General features: G+C 57.7%; 13 protein-coding genes. 5 read left to right on the top strand and 8 right to left on the bottom strand.

What is annotated here, in order from left to right:
- Positions 1–67: 67 nt before the first annotated feature.
- The 4 genes from ACZBJS_RS23770 (at position 68) to ACZBJS_RS23755 (ending at position 5,418) form a co-directional block, all read left to right on the top strand.
- Complete coding sequence (locus ACZBJS_RS23770; protein ID WP_463439330.1) at positions 68–1,036, top strand: toll/interleukin-1 receptor domain-containing protein; 969 nt, start codon at positions 68–70, stop codon at positions 1,034–1,036.
- Positions 1,033–1,932: a hypothetical protein gene (locus ACZBJS_RS23765; protein ID WP_463439329.1), complete on the top strand. Its 900-nt coding sequence runs from the start codon at positions 1,033–1,035 to the stop codon at positions 1,930–1,932. The genes ACZBJS_RS23770 and ACZBJS_RS23765 overlap by 4 nt, the downstream gene beginning before the upstream one ends.
- A gap of 1,211 nt (positions 1,933–3,143) precedes the next feature.
- A complete protein-coding gene (locus tag ACZBJS_RS23760; protein ID WP_463439328.1) occupies positions 3,144–4,715 on the top strand; it encodes an amidophosphoribosyltransferase in 1,572 nt (523 codons plus the stop codon).
- A gap of 10 nt (positions 4,716–4,725) precedes the next feature.
- Positions 4,726–5,418, top strand: coding sequence for an HAD family hydrolase (locus ACZBJS_RS23755; protein ID WP_463439327.1), 693 nt, complete (start codon positions 4,726–4,728; stop codon positions 5,416–5,418).
- Between the two features lie 453 nt (positions 5,419–5,871).
- On the opposite strand, the gene ACZBJS_RS23750 is transcribed toward ACZBJS_RS23755, so the two are convergent.
- Positions 5,872–7,467, bottom strand: coding sequence for a S8 family serine peptidase (locus tag ACZBJS_RS23750; RefSeq protein WP_463439362.1), 1,596 nt, complete (start codon positions 7,465–7,467; stop codon positions 5,872–5,874).
- Positions 7,464–8,408 (bottom strand): hypothetical protein, encoded by a 945-nt coding sequence (locus tag ACZBJS_RS23745; RefSeq protein ID WP_463439326.1) that lies wholly within the window; start codon positions 8,406–8,408, stop codon positions 7,464–7,466. Before ACZBJS_RS23745 ends, ACZBJS_RS23750 begins: the two co-directional genes overlap by 4 nt.
- 405 nt (positions 8,409–8,813) lie before the next feature.
- Between ACZBJS_RS23745 and ACZBJS_RS23740 the strand changes: the two genes are divergently transcribed.
- On the top strand, positions 8,814–10,328 hold the full coding sequence (locus ACZBJS_RS23740) for an ISNCY family transposase (protein ID WP_463439325.1): 1,515 nt from the start codon (positions 8,814–8,816) through the stop codon (positions 10,326–10,328).
- A 147-nt stretch (positions 10,329–10,475) separates the two neighbouring features.
- Here the strand turns inward: ACZBJS_RS23740 and ACZBJS_RS23735 are convergent, their stop codons facing one another.
- The 6 genes from ACZBJS_RS23735 to pabB all read right to left on the bottom strand — a co-directional run bounded on the left by ACZBJS_RS23735 (position 10,476) and on the right by pabB (position 17,727).
- A complete protein-coding gene (locus ACZBJS_RS23735; RefSeq protein WP_463439324.1) occupies positions 10,476–11,192 on the bottom strand; it encodes an AAA family ATPase in 717 nt (238 codons plus the stop codon).
- A gap of 1,522 nt (positions 11,193–12,714) precedes the next feature.
- A complete protein-coding gene (locus ACZBJS_RS23730) occupies positions 12,715–13,071 on the bottom strand; it encodes a hypothetical protein (protein ID WP_463439323.1) in 357 nt (118 codons plus the stop codon).
- Between the two features lie 1,357 nt (positions 13,072–14,428).
- The gene (locus tag ACZBJS_RS23725) at positions 14,429–14,977 is read right to left on the bottom strand and encodes a hypothetical protein (RefSeq protein WP_463439322.1); all 549 of its coding nucleotides are present in this window, start codon (positions 14,975–14,977) and stop codon (positions 14,429–14,431) included.
- 58 nt (positions 14,978–15,035) lie between these two features.
- Positions 15,036–15,278, bottom strand: coding sequence for a hypothetical protein (locus ACZBJS_RS23720; RefSeq protein ID WP_463439321.1), 243 nt, complete (start codon positions 15,276–15,278; stop codon positions 15,036–15,038).
- Positions 15,279–15,748: 470 nt separating this feature from the next.
- A complete protein-coding gene (locus ACZBJS_RS23715; RefSeq protein ID WP_463439320.1) occupies positions 15,749–16,333 on the bottom strand; it encodes an anthranilate synthase component II in 585 nt (194 codons plus the stop codon).
- Entirely contained in the window at positions 16,330–17,727 is a 1,398-nt protein-coding gene (gene pabB, locus ACZBJS_RS23710; protein ID WP_463439319.1) for an aminodeoxychorismate synthase component I, read from the bottom strand. The genes ACZBJS_RS23715 and pabB overlap by 4 nt, the downstream gene beginning before the upstream one ends.
- Positions 17,728–17,772: the final 45 nt, after the last annotated feature.

Here is a 17,772-nt window from a genome sequence, read left to right as displayed (position 1 = left end):
CCACTGGCACTGTCGGGAGCGAGGCCTATCTACTTAGATTATATAAAGCATTTAGCGGGAGAGCGCTTTGGCGGTTCTTTTCTTTTCCTATAGTCACAAGGATGAGGGACTCCGCGATCAGTTGGAGACGCATTTGCGGATGCTCCAGCGTCAAGGGTTTATCGAGGCCTGGCATGATCGCCGCATTCTCGCGGGTACACCCCTGGATTCCAGCATTGATGCGCAAATGGAACGGGCCGATATCGTCCTGCTGCTCGTGAGTTCAGATTTCCTTGCATCCGAATACTGTTATGAACGTGAAATGCAGCGCGCTTTGGTGCGTCACAGGGAAGGCGCTTGTGTGGTGATCCCGGTGATCTTGCGTCCCTGCGATTGGCGTGACGCCCCCTTCGCTGCCTTGATGGCCCTTCCGACCGACGGCAAACCGGTGACAAAATGGCCAAATGCCGACGAGGCATTTCTCGATATCACGACGGGGATCAAGAAATTGGTGAAGACGCGCACTGGCCGCGCACCGAAGCCCGCCGTTCCGTCGGTCGCTGCAATGCCGTCAACGGATGCGGCTGCGGCCGCTCGCACGCGGTCAAGTAATCTTCGTATCACGCGCAGGTTTTCCGATCGCGATTGTGACAACTTTCGGCATGAAGCGTTCGAATTCCTGCTTAAATTCTTCGGCAACTCCATCGCCGAGCTGAAGGCGCGACACGAAGATATCGATGGGGAAACACGACGGGTCGATGCAAACGCGTTCACAGCGGTGCTCTATCGCGATGGCGCTGCCATTGCGGAATGCACGATTTTCATGGGGCAGGAACACTTTGCCGGCGGGATCGCCTACGCAAACAAGATCGCCAATTCGCGCTCAGCATTCAATGAGTCGCTGTCGGTCCAGAACGACGAACAAGCATTGTTCCTGAAGCCGCTCGGGATGAGCATGAGCGGAACCCGAGGAGACGATGACAAGTTGTCCATGCAGGGAGCCGGTGAATACTATTGGTCAATCTTCATCGAGCCGTTGCAGCGAGGGATCCGATGACATCTCACACAATCGTGGACCGCACGAAGGAACTGCTCGCAACCCCGGCTACGCGGTTTGCTCTGGACGACCACGTGACCGCAGTGCTTCGCCAGACGCTGGATGCGCTTTCAGCAGATACGTTTTCGGTCGCAGGGAACGCGGGAGAGCAGGATTTTACTGCCAGGGTCGCTGCGTATGATGCAGCTCTGGCAGATCTGCGGAGCATAGTTGTCCTGCTGGCGCGCTGGGGTGACCGGGATGCCGCGCTGCTGCTCGAAAAGGTGATTGCTCGGCTTGTGGACCGTGCAAATCGTGATCACGGGGGCTCGGTTGTATGGCTGCGTCTCGCTTGGTATCCGACCGCATCAATCCTGTATGCCGCAGGCATCGCGGCGCTATCGGCCCGGCGCTATGACATTCTGCACGCACTTCTGGCGACGCCCGCCTATCCCATGGATGGCCCTATCAGGCAGGGCAACGACTACATGATCACGCTGGTTTTCGGGGAGCTCCGACAGATCGAAGACTGGTTCAAGAAGCTGCCCGGACGCGAGCGACAGTACGTACCGCGCAGCGAGCATCTCCACCAACTGATTGGTCCTCTGCTGGAGGATTTGCTTTTTCTTGGCCAAAGCTACGAGCCACTTTTCGACCGCTTCGAGCTATTCCTGGCGCTGACCTTCGCGGATCTGCGCGCCAAACGCGACGGCGATCACATCTGGGGTCCTCCGGGACGCTTCTGGTGGAAACACCAGCGTGCCGAAAGTCCGCTAGCGCGCTTGATCGAAGAAGCGGGAGCCGCGGGGAATGCCTGGCCTCCACTGAGAGCTGGTTTCTTCCGCGGAGATAGCAAGCGCTTTGCAGAGATCTCCGGCAACTACAAGGTAGCGATCGATCGCTCACCTATGCACTGAACGCTGCAGCGGTCACGGCGAACCACGCGATCCAGGCTGCAAGCAGCAAAGTTCGCGGCCAACTCTGCGAAAGACCAGCCTCACCGCTTCGTTAGCCTTACCCGGCAAGGTTTCCGTCTGAAAGGCGATATGCTGTTTCGGGACTGGTCAGTATTGTCCGCTTTCATTGAGTCGTTCGGGTGCGCGCGTGAGGTTTCAATTGTCAATATTGAAGATACTCGCCGGCCAGCTGGACGGCCGGGCCAGTATCGAGGTCGTCAAGCGACACCTGGCGATCTTTTACAGCAGCGGGCTGGAGTGGCCGGCTCGCATGAAGCTCATCGCGAGACCCCGGCAAGATGCACGGAGGTTCTAAAAGGCGGGCTCGAAGCTATCGAGGGATATCTCAACACCAAATTCGTGAGCCAAGAGAGCGGGCGACCCCTTTAATGCGGCATGATATCAATCAATCATCATGGACTTGGCTTTCCCGAAGTGCCGTTCGGAGCAAAAAAAAAGGATTCCGGCCTCAAAAGGCAAGGCGAGCACAAACCCGAAGAACATCTGAGCGTGCAGAGCAAGATTTTACTCAGAGGGTCTTGCCCCATCGACTGCCCAATTGGATCGCTGCGCTGGCAGACCGGTACGTGTGCCTTCTCGCTAGACTTGAGCCGCTGTCGGTGAAGTTCGGCAGCGGTCTTTATCCGTGACCGGCGGCTTCTTACTTGTTCCGGCGCAAGCACGAAGTAAAATGATTGTTGGTCAGGCAGCCGAACCGCAGCTGAACCTAACAGCAACACAACAGCGCTTGCGGCGGCGTCACGGGCTTTCAGCTCCTGTTGCCGGCGCGATCGAGGTCCTGGTTCAGAGATAGTGCTGTGGAAATTGGCATTCAGGCGAAGAGAGGTGCACAGCCTCACCGCATCGGTCAGCGCGAGCGGCACGGCAATCGTCGCGCGCTGTGACAGGAATGATGCACGATTTAGCTTGCTATTTCTCTCACAAGGATCGTCGCGCTTCAGACAGATTGTCGCGAAACAACCAGCTCAGTTGTCGAGCCATAGAGATTGAGAGAGCTCGGACCTGGCACCCGTCTGCTTGATGGTCTGGTCGAATTGCTAAGCGCTGGTACGAAGCTTGCTTAGGAGCAGGACCATGTCTTCTCGGATCGGTGGGAGACGTCCGCCTTATGATGGGCTCGGGACACGGACGCTACATGAAAGTTAGCCAGCATGTCAGGTATCGCTGCCGCTTTTCTCTTGCCTTGGAGCAATTCCAACCAGACGGTGTATGATCGACTAGCGCACATGCTTCCGAAGCTCGCACTCCGCGGACAGGCGGGAGTCGGCGTCGCCGCCTTCATGCACAACAAAGGCATTCGCTACAAACGCGTGTCTCAGCCGTCAGACGAACTGAGTGCGATCGACAATGACGACCAGGAGCTGGAGTTCAATCCACATGTTGCCATCGCTCATGTTCGCGGTCGAACTCGCAGAGACGGTGAGAGCGACGATCAACCAGCCCGCAGTCGTAAGGCCAACACGCATCAACTGACAATGTTTTTGGACGGAGCGTTAGCGAACGCCCCTGAGCTAAGAGCAGAACTGGCTGCCCAAGGCCACAACCTCGGTCGGCCGGATGCCGAACCGTTGCCCAAGCTGGTTGAACACATTTGTGAAAGGGATTTTTGGCGGCAAGGCCTCCGGGTCGACTATGAGAACGTCTTTCGCGAGATCGATGAGCGCATAGATGGCGCCATCAGTGCGCTTTTGCTGGACGCCGAAGGAAATCTGATTGCGTTCCGCAATAGATATGGTCTGCGTCCTTTGGAGTTCATGAAGACGGACGATGGATTCTTGCTCTTCGCTTCGGAAAATTGCGCCTTCTCCGGACTTCAGGGCGAGGCAGGCCAAATCGTTCCTGGCTCGATCAAATATGTGGATGGCAAAAAGGGATATTGCGTCAATCGCTCTGTCAGTCATTCGCGACGCGCTGCCAAGCTTTGCGCCTATGAAACTCTTTACCTCGGAAGTCCCGAGACGTCGATCCAGGGGCGATCTCACCTCGAAACCCGTTACAGTATTGGCTTCTCGCTGGGTGATCTTATTGCCCGGCGAATTTGCGCACCGCAGGACGGAGCTCCAATCATCGTCTCGTCCATGCCTCATACCGGAGGGCCCTACGCTGACGGCCTATTTTCATCTCTTGTGGCACGTGGGGTTCGCGCCGAGCGCCGCGAAGTCATCGAGACTCAAATATCTGAGCGAACTCTCATCGGCCCAAGTCGTGAGCGCAAGCATCGTATTGCTCACAAATATCGCCTGGCTTCAGTTGACGTCGACAAACGCACGATACTCATCGCCGATGAGGCCCTCATTCGTGGCGATACCAGTCGGACCGTGACGAATATGCTCCTTGCTGCGGGTGTCACGGCCGTCCATTGGGGAATCGGCTCACCGCCTGTCGTGGCTCCAAACTACTACGGCGTGAATATTGAAGCCATCGATGAATTGGCTTTCTGGCAGACGTGGAAAGGGCTACCAGCTCAACAGCGGCAACAAAGCCTTCTATTTAAAGATATCGAACCGCATGTCCTCAAAGCAATCGAAGCAAAGATTGCGGCCTCGATCAACGCGGCAACTGTGACCTACTTGCCCCTTCCGCGTCTCTCGTCGTTGCTGCCGCGGGGAAGCGAAGGAATAGATTTGTCACCGTTTACATTCGAGATGCCAACTCCTGCAGGGCAGAAGCGGGCAAATAGAGACCTGCATAATCTAGTGGCTGACCGCCATGGCGCTGCCTGAGGACCGAATCATGAAACCGACTTTTGTTTTTGATTGGAACGGCACGTTACTCGACGATGCCGATGCGCTACTGCAAACGACGAATACCATCTTGGAACGATTCGGACGCCCGAAGATCGATCTGGACAGCCTCCAGGATCATTGCGACGTCCCACTGTCCATTCTTTTTCGAAATGTCGGGATGTCAGAATCGGAAGTCGCAGCCGTAGATCGTGATGGGAGCGCAATCTTCCATGACACCTACGAGCCGCTGGCCGAAAAAGCGGATCTACGCGTCGGCGCACGCGCAATGTTGGAATTTGTCCGTCAAGAAGCGGCTTCGTCGATCATCGTGAGCAACCATATAGTCGCCCCCCTTCTTGCTCAATTGAGAAGGCTTGGAATCGATCGCTGCTTCAATGAAGTTCTGGCCTTTGAAAGCCGTGCCACGCAGTATAAGAGGATGAGCAAAGGGGAGCGGCTTCGGCGCTACATGGAGCAAAATGATCTGAAGCCTGAGTCAACTTTCATCGTCGGGGATATGCCAGTAGAAACCAACATTGCGAAAAATCTGGGACTCATAAGCATATCCATTACCGGTGGATTTGTTTCCGAGGCGCGCTTACGGGCTGCGAAGCCGGACCACATCATCCACAACTATCACGAGCTGATACCAATCGTTCAAGCGTACGGCTTTTTCCAAATGGATAGAGGAGATGTGTGAAGGGGCAGCAAGAAGGAGAAGCTGCGCTGTTCGGAACACTGCTCGCATCGCTCGTATCATTCCAGTTCGTGGACGGCATCGTCTGCGGCCGCGGAACAATATCAAGCGCGACCGTTTGATAAGTATCGCAGCTCAGGCGCTTCAGCTCGAGGTGGCTTAGCCGGCGTTGAGTGCGTCGCCCAAGGCAATGGGCTGCTGCGCCGGCGCTTGGGAGCATAGGAGCGTCCATGCGCGCCGATCGGCGGCTTTGGCGTGCCCCGGCCGCGCGCTCCGCCTTGGCCCAGATGGCTCGCCCATAGCTGCTTTCGCGCGATGTGCTGCTCATGGCGCCATCAAAGCCGAGCACGCAACCGCCCGCGTCATCAATTCCTTGGCCTCCACGGGCGCGGTCGACTATAGTGATGTGGAGGGTAGATTGTGGAACACATTTGATGAAGATCTGACAGTTAAGGTTCAGCGCGTTGCCGCACGAACGCGGACGGGTGGTGCAACTCTTGCTCGGGCTTGGCTATATACTTGCGCAACGCTCGGCATGGTCACAGTGACGGCCAAGCCGAATGGAACCAGCTCGTCGATCCCGGTGCCGCGATCAGGCTCGCGTTGAACAACAAACTCCACTCTGGAATTTCCGGACAAGGCGGGAGCTTTGCTCCCCTCCCATCGTCGAGAAATTACGGTACCTCTATTCGCCTGATGGGTGTCAGGCTGTGATTTCGCAGGTAATACCCGAAATTGATCGATATCCTCGGACGTAAGTAGCGACAGCCTCACCGAACGATATGATTGTCGGCCGGGCTGCACAGGGGCGAACCAAGCAAGGGTCGCACTTACGGAGTGCGGAAGAGCCTGTCCGCTCATGCAAGCCGGCAGCGGAACGACAATCGGGCGCCGAGTCTCTGGGGCCAGCAATCCGGCCGCCCAGAAGGTCGCTCTATCGGAAGCGCAATAAATGGCATCGTCCGCGTTCACTACGCCATAGCCTAAGAAACGGCGGATATTATCTCTCTGTCGAACATGCTGCTTAGGATTAGCAGGACCAAGCACGCCTCTTATGAGGCCTGCACCATCCATTGGCCACTCTGCAGTATGAACGAGCAGGGCCTTGAGGATGACGGCCCGTTGATGAAGAGTAAGCGCAAGAAACTGCTCGCCGTATTCTGCTTCCAATGCGTCATGAATTCTGTGAGCGGTTCGAGATGCCAGCGCTGCGGCAGCGCTTGTACCGCTAGTATAATGCTCCATGCTGGCGGCGCCACCTCGCGGCGGTGCTGCCACTTTGAGGCCGTGTGGTCGAGCCGGTGCTGCTGGTCGGACACTCAATCCTGCTCCGCTAGCTACCATGGTCAAATGCTCACGAGAGCCTGGCATTAGTATGTCAGGCTTGACGCTGTTTGCGAACCCTGGGCCTAAGCTGCTGGATGGATTGGCGGTTACCATCGGGTGAAACGGATCGACGCGGCCTCGTGCGGCCCGGCGTTGCGCGTCGCTAACGGCATCGATGTTCGCTGCGCCAACGGTAATTCCATTGACTGTTTCGGAAGGCGAGAGCAGCCGCCGCGATGTAACCAACTGAGACAGCGCCTCAAGAGTGCGTTTTGCGCGATCGGGCTGTCTCGTCGCTTCGTAATCGGCCATCGTGGCCATCGAAGCGATATCGAACCGATCGGTATGGTTACCGGCGCTCACGCAGAATAAAATTCCGTAGCTGTGTGCCATTCTGTCGATAAGTCGTGCCCATGGCGAAAGGCGTCCCTGGAACGGCGTTCTCACATTTCCGAGGGAGAGGTTCACTATCAGGACAGACGGAGCCGTTGGGTCGACGTCCCGACGCATTGCCGTTACAGCCTGATAGATCAAATCAACGACTAGCCGATCCTGAGGAAACTGATCAGCTTCACCGAGCACCGGCACGCAATGAATGCGGCGTCCCAAAGGTGGTTCAGCAACGTTACGGTCGCCATGCACAACTAGCGAAGACATCGCTGTGCCATGAGTTCTCTCTTGCACGACCGCAAGCGGTTCAAGATTGAACTGGTCGTCGACACTCAGTCGGCCACGAAGCAGCGGATGCTCTGAAACTGGAACCCGTCCAAGATTGCCAGGATTGGCTCTCCGTTGCTAGGCAGTGGCGGAATGCGGCCTGCTTGTTCGACAGCGTCATCTACATCGACCGGCAGCGCGACGCTCTGTGGCCGAATATGCATCACCGCATCCAAGCCACTCATGCCGGCTGGAGAGCGGTTCGCGATCTGTCGGATCGCAGCCACGGGTAGACGCGCAAGGATCGCATGATAAGCGATGTCGGGGATGCGGCATCTCGATACAAGCGTACCGCCAGCCGCGGCAATCTCGCCGAGCACAGCCTGTTCCGTGTTTGCGGCCAGCTCCTCTGACGCGCGAAAGACCAGCTCGATTTCGATGACGAGAGATTGGTCTTCTCCCATCAATTCAATCTCCTCTGCTAAGATTTCGCGATCGCCCTCTTGACCACGGTCGCTCGGACCCCAAACTCTGATTTCTCGAAGAGTTGCGAAAACATCGCGCCACGGAGCAAATCCGGTACCGAGCTCCTGCCCAGCGGTCCATCGCTTCCAAAGAGAGAGGATGTTGTGTAACGCCGCGGTATCCGGCACGAGCAGATACGCTTCCGGAGACTTGTCTTTGTCGTCGCCCTCAAGCTCTTCTTCGTCAATCAGTTCGAGACCGGGCACCCTTCGAATTGCGGTCGCAAAATTTGCGATGGCACCTCGAACTTCGAACACCAGCAGTCGTTCCGGTGCTAACGCGGATGGATCAGCACGTACCGTCAGCCCAGATGGGTCTCTGGCGAGCATCTGCTCAAGCCGCCGGAAACGGGGACCGAACACAGCGTTCTGAGCAGCCGGAGAAAAGGGGGCGGGCTTAGGTATGTTCTGTTGTCTGCCGGTCGGTCTTGCTTCTTGGTTGCCCGGCTGGAGCCGCAGCAACGGCTTCGTTGGATCGCCCACCATAAATGTTCTCTGGCTTTACTCGTGATGACCAATTTTCGAACTCGGATGAAAGCGCAGAGTCTGTTGAGACCTCCCCCAAACCCAAGATTTGCCGGCGCCTGACATTCTGGAGGAAATCCAACACTTCGGCGTATGAGGTCGCTTCAATTCTTTGCGCGAGCTCGCTAGCTGTCATTGTTGGCTGCTCCGGCCAGCCCGCAACGACGCGTTCTATAAAACGAGCGATTTCCGCAATCTGCGGCGCTGGGAATGAGAGTTTCAACTGAAAGCGACGCCAGACGGCCCTATCGTATAGCGCGACAATCAGGATGAGAGCGCGCATTGCCTCGCCCTAATTGTTACCGGATGCTGAGCCGTTGCCTCACGTAAATTGCTCCCTTGGATCGGGAACGAGCGGGGGCGAAGATGGGGTGGCTAAGCATGGCAACGCGGAAGGAACTGACGGCGGCAGCAGGCGCGCGCTATCGGCGTTCGGATCGCGCGAAGAAGGCGCGGATATTGGACGAGTTCGTCGACATCACCGGATTCCATCGCAAGCATGCGATGCGACTACTTCGAGGTCAGGAAGACGCACGCCCAGGCCGACGGGCGCGACGTCGAGTCTATAATGAGGCAGAACACAACGCGCTCGTGCTCCTTTGGGAGGCGTCAGACCGGATCTGCGGGAAGCGGCTGAAGGCGTTAGTGCCTGCGCTGATTGAGGCGATGGAACGGCACGGCCACCTCGACCTTGCCCCCGAGATCCGCGACAAACTTTTGGCGATGAGCGCTGCGACGATCGACCGCGCATTGGTGCGGGTCCGAGAAGAATTAGGTCGCAAGCGCCGGCGGCACGCGACGCACTCGTTGCGTCGCAGTGTTCCAATAAGGACGTCGGCAGATTGGAATGATCCGGCGCCGGGATTCGTCGAGGCCGACCTTGTCGCGCATAGCGGTCCATCTGCGCGCGGCAGCTTCATCCAGACCCTCGTGCTCACCGACATTGCTACCGGTTGGACGGAGTGCGCTCCTCTGATCGTGCGCGAACAGACGCTGTTGAGCACGGTGCTGACGGAATTGCGCAAACAATTGCCTTTTGCGCTGCTCGGCCTCGATACTGACAATGATACCGTGTTCATGAACGAGACGCTGAAAGCCTACTGCGAGGCGGCCGACATCGTCTTCACGCGTTGCCGGCCCTACCGAAAGAATGACCAGGCGTTCGTCGAGCAGAAGAACGGCGCCGTCGTGCGTAGGATGGTCGGCTATCGTCGGTTCGAGGGCCTGGAAGCGGCCAAGCTGCTGGCTGAACTCTATCGATCGGCGCGCCTGTTCGTGAACTTCTTCCAACCCTCGTTCAAATTGATAGCCAAGCAGCGCGACGGTGCGCGTGTGCGCAAGACATACAGCGCGCCGGCAACACCACACCAGCGCTTGGCCGCCGACGCCCGCACGCCCGACGCGGTTCGCGCCCAACTCCAAGAAATCTATGCTGCTCTCGACCCGGTCGCGTTGTTGCGCGATATCCGCGGCGCGCAGGAACGCCTCGCGGGGCTTGCGGATACCCAGCCAATCGTCAATCCTGCTGCGGCATCGCAATCGATTGATCTCTTTCTGGCAAGTCTACGAACCGCCTGGAAGGACGGAGCTATGCGACCGACGGATCGGCCGATCGTGAAAGCGAAGAGAGGCCGGCGCCGTCCCGACCCGCTCATCAGGGCAACGCCAGATTTGCGAAAATGGTTTGAAGTCGAACCTTGGCGGACTGGCAGCGAACTGCTCTCCCGGTTGCAGGTGGAATATCCTGGAGCCTATCCGAACAAGCTTCTTCGAACGCTTCAACGTCGACTTAAATCCTGGCGCAGCGAGCAAGCGAACGCGTTACTGTTCGTTCCTACGGAGGAAACGCTTCCGGGGTATGAGGTCACAACACCCCAATGATGTGCCAGGTGCCAGCGGAGGAGGCCGGGCGCTCCGAAACCCCGGCCATCTCCGCACCCGGCCTCCTCCTCAACCCAAGCCGGGAGCAAAATAAATGAGGCAACCGATCGCACTCGGGAGCATCGACATGTGAGGCAATACGAAGTCTCACCCTGATCGCCGCCGCGCACTATCGAGCAATTCGGCATGATTGGTTGCCGCGATTGTAACGACGTAGCTTGGAAGCTTATCAATTTGCATCAATAAGAACGAAACGACGCGCTTGATTTCTCCAGTCTCATGGTCATCTCCACGTTCCTTGCCAATCGCATCGAACTCATCGAAAAACAGGACGCACGGTTGAGTGCGCGCGTAGTCGAAGAGGGTGCGAAGGCGCGCGTTCGTTTCGCCTAAGTAACTCCCAACCAGCGCGTCGTAGCGAACGACAAAGAACGGTAGGGCGAGCCCTTCAGCAATCGCTTCCGCAAAGGATGTCTTGCCGTTTCCGGGAGGGCCAGATAGCAGAATTCGATGCCGCGGCTCGTATCCATTGGCTCGAAGTACATCAGCACGTACGTGTTCTTCGATTAATTGAAGTCCTTCGGCCCTTGCCGGAAGCGGCAATACCAGGTCGTCAATCGAAATGCGCGCTGTGACTTCCAAGATCGTATCGCGGCCGCTGGCGTGAGCGGATCGCTGAGATGTGGTCGAGCTCGGCGGCGTAACGGCGACCGCTTGTAACGCCCGTTCGAGCCTATCTGCGACTGCGTGATGGCTTTTGGCGCGCTCATCGGCCACGAGCGCTTCGACCGTCGAACGCAGCATGGGCTTATCGCCGGCGGCGCCGGCTCGCACGAGTGAGATGAGGAGGTCGCTCTTGGCCATGGTGGACAACCTAAATGGATATTCTAGCGTGGCGACACCGCTACGAAAGACGCTTCCCTGTGAACAACGGACGCTGACCGGCTTTCTGGCTAGTTGATTCGTCGGCTGAGCGTCCACTGGAGCATCATAGATCCAGATTAAGATATTGAAAATGATAGGAAAAATGTCAGCCGCTCATGGCATGCTAGAGTCGGCCTAGCTGGAGCCGTCGGGCGTCCGGTAGGCGCCCTCAAGATCGGAACCCGACTGCCGGACCTAAGCGGCACTTCCACCCAAATTTGGGCGCACGGCGGCAATAATTGCAGCGGTATGTGGCCTTTGCCAGGGAAGGCGGCCCTGGGGCATCTATCTTGTCGAATGAAAGAAACGGTCGACCCGAAGGGTAGGGCGGCCTTGTTGAACAAACTGCTTATTGCACTGCCTGCCCTCGAGCTCCCGGGTGATGGCGGACGTCATTGTATTTGACGTGTTGCCTCTGGCGGCCTGTCGGTCCTTCGGATCAGGGCGCGATCTACGGCTGTCGTTTGACAGGGCGCCAGAAGCACCTCCCGGCGCCGCGGCTGACTTTCCGCTGTTGGATTGGCTTAGGCAGCGATCCGGACAGCGCTCCAGCCGTCCGATCGCCGTCTTGTTGCTTACATTTGGCTTCTTGGCCTTTCGGGCCGCACTCGACCTGTGCTCGGGTCGTCTCCCTCAATAATCAAATAATCAGGCCGAGGAACGCGTTGCAGCCCCGCCCGGCTTCAGCGACGTCTCGAAGGGCGATCTGGCACCTGAGTTGCTGGCTTGTTCAGAAAATTGGCGCGATGTGACGCAACGAAGCAGTGCGCTCCATGCAACCCAGGTCCACTTCAGCTCTCGTTGCTATAACAAATGAATAGTCGTCGCTGCTTGCGATCCAAATTTTCAGATCGCCAGTCTCGACGCGGCTGAAGTGCAAGGCCATATCACCCTCCGCAATTGCCCACCTAGGAGATCAACTCGATCGATTCATTTTCGGTTCCGGTGCATCGCATCTTCTGGAATTTTTCGGGCCCTCTGACGAGTGCGTTTGCGGCTCACTAGCTAGCTCGTCAGGACTAGCGGCGCCGTCGGCAAATTGTTGATTGGGTCGCCAGCCATGTTGCTGGCGCAATCGAAACCGCCAAGTCTAAATCCAAAGCCCAAGCAGACCTCGGCAGCACTTCTTCTGCTTGCGGCGCGGGAGCCTATTACTTCTTCTGCGGCTGGCGCAGCTCCTCGATCCTGGCGCCGTGACCGGCTGCTTCGGCTGCGTGCGGGGCTACAGCCTCAGGCCTACATCGAGTTTCGGGCGGAGTGCCGCATATGCGGCCCATCTCAGCCCATCCGACGCATTTGCCATTCGGGCCACGATAACCAGGGCCGCCTCGTTCTCCGCATTCCGCGGCTGCCGGCCTTGCAAGACAAAGCAGTACGGCAATGGCGGCGAGGGGCGGGACGGCCATGGCGTGACGTTTAACCCAGTGGTTTCCCTGCGTGCGGTTTCGAAAAACGCGCTGCGTCAGGTCGGCGGCTTGTTCTGAAACTGGATATTGCACTTCTTAGCGATCGAGGCTTGTTCGATTGCGACCATCTGACCCTTCATCTGACCGAGCTCGGCCGCGGTCTGCTTGTCACCGCCAACCAGGAACGCTGCGGGCCAGAAAACGATGACTGCGGCTGTCGTCGCTATTGTGTCCTTTGTGCGCTGGCTGTCCTGAGCACCCGAGAGGGCAGCTGCGCGCGCAGATACGCCCTGCGCTTCCAGGGCGAGCTGTTGGCAGGTGTAGGACTGATACATCACAGGTGAAACGTAGTTCGGCGTGATATCCGACGCCGATGACGCACAACCACCCAAGGCGGCGGCGAGCGCCACCATTCCAAAATTTCTCATCAAAAAAAGCCTCCCCAGCCGCTCGCTACTAAGCGCAACTCCTAGTGGAGAGCAAGCCCGTGGGTCGCCGGATAGCCGAAAGTAGTGTGCGCGATTATCGGGGAGACGTCTCTGCCTGTGGTGCGCCAGGACATACGAACGTTGATCCCGCCGAAGCGCGCTTCGCGAGAAGCCGCTAATGAACGCCATGGGGACGCCTCGGCGAACAAGGAATCGGCCGAGACGCGTGCGAACTGGGTGCGCTTACGGGCACTCGCGCTCATGTGCCTGAAAGATGCCATGAGAAATGCGCTCTGAGGCCGGTACCTGGGCAAAGCACCGGCCCGATAGCCCCAAGCTGTCGATCCCGAAGTATCTCGGCCGCGCTGCCTCGGATAATTGGTATTGCTCATGAAGCGTAAGCGCTCCCTGAAAATACCTTTAAGAAAAGCAGACACCCTACCACGACCCAGGGAGGAGAACGGGGCGACGACGGAGGGGGGCGGGACGCGAAGGTGCCGGTCTTGCTCGCCAGCGCAGCCAGCGGGACTGCCGCTGGAGTCGTTCGCGGCCGAAGCGGTTTCGCCACATCGGCCGGCAAGCGATGAGGTAAAGCTCGGTCCCAAGAAAAGGCGCCGCCGGTTTCAAAAATGCACGCCCGGCGGCGCTTTCTTCCTGAACTGGGACGCTGAAATTCCCAGCCATCTCCGTCTTGCACGAACCAAGCCACACGCCGATGACAGTCGACAAAGTCGAGGGGGCCGGGGCTGCTTCTTCAAGCGCGCGTGAGCTGTAAAGTGGTTCACATTTGGAAGTAACGAATTGAGCCACAGTCACAACTCCGGTGTCGGAGGAATTCGCGATGCCATTAGTCAGCAGCGAAAACTGGTCGCGAACGGCCGCTACCTTAGTGGTCGGCATGCTCATCCCGTTAGCCGTGGCCATTGCGGCCCTCGGTTACGTGGAGTGGTCATCGGATGCTAATCTCGCCCAATTCATAAGTCAGACCGAGATAGCCGCAGCTGTCTCGGTTCCGACTCTGCCGCCGAAGGGACGAACAGGTTGCGAGCGAGACAAGAAGTCGCCCGCGGCGTTTTCTTTGCCGCTGGAATGACCGCTGCCGTCTGTCCTGGTTCAATTACACTGTTACATCCGAGCGACACGCGACCGAAACTCGATGGTGGCTGTAATGCCTGCTATCGAGCCGCGCCGTGAGGGCGCCTAAGCTCGGATAGCGGTCAGGTTGCAGCCGTTAGACAGTCTCGTCCGTCCATTTCAAGACGACATGCTGTGCCATTCCTTGGGCGTCGACTGTTTCGTGCGTTGGTTTTCCCAACCAAATAGGATCTCGCGCTTGCCGAGCCTATGCTGATCCGAGTGACTTGTAGAAGCCGCCAACAACTCCACCAATTAAATCGCCGATGCTACTCCAGTCCTTGCCTCCGGCGTCGGCTTTTTCGATCCGCTTTTCGATGGTGTCCCCGGTAGACAACTTCTGCCGCACAACGGAGAGTCCCTTCGCGCTGAGTTGTGCGTGCCTAACCATCAACACAGCTCCGCGACCGGCTTCGTTGACAGCGTCGCTGTGGATCAATTGCTCCTTTATCATCCAGCGTAGCGCGGCTATGAAATCTTCCTGACTAACTGATGCGCCCAGAAATAGTTCGGCGCCGCGACTGTCGATGTCATGTACGGTGAGCCCAGTGGACATAAATTTCGCCATTATGCGGGCTACAAGTGCCATGTGCTCATCAATTACCGAAGTGTTGGCGTTTTCAGTCATTTGCTTCTCTTTCGTCAGCAATAAGGACACCTGGCCGTTCCAAGTAAGATGACTGGTTATTTCATTCGAGGTCGATGTTCCGGGGGTTGACTTAGTCGCGCGCCGCCGCCCAGATTCCTTGCGCGACATGGCTCAAATCCCAGTCTCCATTTCTTTAGCACGTTCGCGTTACTCTTGCAGGCAATCATCACCGCTTACGTCGGAAGCGCGTCGACGCCTGAAAATTTCCTATATCAGATCCATGTTCGGCTCTGCGATTCAGTTCACGATTAATGCGATCCTTGACCCGACGGACTGCAAGAAGTTGCAACCGCGTTCGGGTCTTGCCTGTGGTCGTCTTGCCATCGACCTCAAAACTGTAGCGCCACTCCCCCGGCAACGCTTCTCGAATGCTGAACTGCACGCCTCTGTGTTCCATGAATTCTTTCAACCCAAGCCGCCTCTCCAACCCCGCATCGTAGAGCTCCAGATTGACACTATCGAAATCAGGGCGTTCACACGATGTCGAAGAAAGCCGCCGATCCATAGGACCGGCGGCCAAGTCAAGGGAGGAAACGCCCGTTAGGGCAGCGGTAGCGAGACTACCGCAAGGCACCGCCAATCTCTTGGCGGATCTGGATAAACATTTTTGCGATTTGGGCTAAAGGATGATCCCGACTCACCGAATGGAGGTGATGCGAAGAGGTCTACGCGTGCTGGCTCCAGGTAATTCAATTCAGCCTGCAGCAAAAGAAAAAGTTGCGTACGCAGCGTACCGACTGAGGCTCTTTCTACTTTTTTGTTACATCTTCAAAAGGTCGGAGCTGTTTCGTCGCTGCGCAGCGCTACCTTCAAAAGGCGCGCAGCTTGCCGTCTAATCTTGCAAAGTAGACTGCCACTTGCGCGACAAAATCCCCGACTTCACGCGCGAAAATTCTCGGCCAATCGCAAGAAATTCATGAGCAACATGTGACCTTGCTGGGTAAGTACCGACTCCGGGTGGAACTGCACTCCATAGGTTGGGTGTTGCCGATGTGACAAAGCCATGATCTCACCTTGATCTGAACGGGCTGTCACCAGGAGAGGCGGCGCGTCTGATTGGCCGAATTCAATCGTCAGAGAATGGTAGCGTCCAACAGAGAGCGGAGACGGGAGCTCTTTGAATAGTCCTTGGCCGTCATGCGTTATGTCTGAGGCCCGGCCGTGCATAGGACAACGGGCGCGCGCAACCCGTCCGCCGAAAACGCTCCCAATACACTGGTGCCCGAGACAGATTCCAAGAATTGGGATGCGACCCGAAAATTCGCGGACTACGGCCGTGGATATACCGGCCTCCATTGGCGTGCAGGGGCCGGGAGAGATGACGATTGCGCGTGGCTTGAGCGCAACAAGATCGGTGCAGCGGATGGCGTCATTCCGGACAACCTCGGTTTCCGCACCAAGTCTGCGGAAGTAGCGCGCAATATTGAAAACGAAGGAGTCGTAATTGTCGATGATGAAGATCAAAATACACCGGACAGATCAGCATTAAAGGCATCGAACAGCCGCTGAGCCTTGGCAAGCGTCTCTTCATATTCCGCTTCGGAATCCGACATCGCGGTTATTCCGCCCCCCGCATGAAACCTGGCCAGGCCATCGTCGTCGACAATCACGGTGCGGATCGCAATGTTGGTGTCCATGTGTCCATTGAAGCCGATGAAGCCGATCGCTCCGCAATAGACGCCTCGCGCCAATCGCTCGACGTCGGCAATGATCTCCATCGCGCGCACCTTTGGAGCGCCTGTCACGGAGCCGCCCGGAAAGCAGGCGCGAAGCAGACTGACAGCGTCTTGACCTGCAGCAAGCGCGCCCCCGACGCTTGAGACCAGGTGATGGACCGAGGCATAGGATTCCAGGTTGCAGAGGGTTGCAACCTCGACCGAATCGTCCGTACAAACGCGTGACAGATCGTTGCGCAGCAGATCAACGATCATAATATTCTCGGCGCGATCCTTTTCGGACGCGACGAGAACCTCGGCGCGGCGCCGATCCTCTTCCGGATCGGCGGAGCGCGCGATTGTTCCCTTGATCGGGCGCGTTTCGACCTGCCGTCCGCCGAGTTTCAAAAATCGTTCAGGCGAGCTCGATGCAATTGTCAGCTTGTCGTAGCGCAGGAGGGCCGCAAACGGCGCCGGATTCAATGACCGGAGTTGGCAATAGAAGCTGAGCGGATCGAACAGGGGCGACACCCTGGCGCTGAAGCATTGCGCGATGTTCGCCTGGAATATCTCTCCGTCGCGAATGAGCTCTATGACGCGCTGGACCGCTGCTATGAAACCCTCACGGCTAAAGTTCGAACGCCATGCGCCCGCAGCGCTGGGGATGATAGTTCCCGGCAGGTGTGGCCTGGCAAGCAGCAATGCAAACTCGTCGGCGCGACGGCGCGCTCGCTCAGCTCGGCGAGCGGGGTCTTGCTCCGGCCACCCTGTCGAGACGATCCAGCACTTATGGTCTCGGTGATCGAAGCTGACCACCACGTCGTAGAAATGTAGAACCGATTGAGGGAACCGGAGAGGGCGAATTGACGACACCGCCAGCCGCTCCAGCGTTCGGTTCAGATCGTACGCAAGGAAGCCGGCAGCGCCGCCCTGGAACGGAGGGAGATTCGGGTGATGCACTTGTTGGTATCTAGCGAGAAGGCTGCGGAGGACAGCCCATGGGTCGCCTGTAAGCGCCTCTGCATTCCAACGCGCCTGTCCATCGGCGACGGAATAGGTGCCAAACGGGTCGCAGGCCAAATATGAGTACCGCCCAAGCAGCTCATGCTCCGCCGCACTATCAAGAAAGGTAGGCTGCGGCTCCTGCGCAAGGCATCGCAGCGCCTGAAGGGGTCCAATCCACGGCATCTCGCGGACGTACATGGAGCTATCGGTTACCAACGCGCAGCAGGCTGTGAAGGCCGCACC

The organism is Bradyrhizobium sp. KZN70725 (genome assembly GCF_055264925.1).
This window is presented reverse-complemented; position numbering and strand designations above follow the sequence as displayed.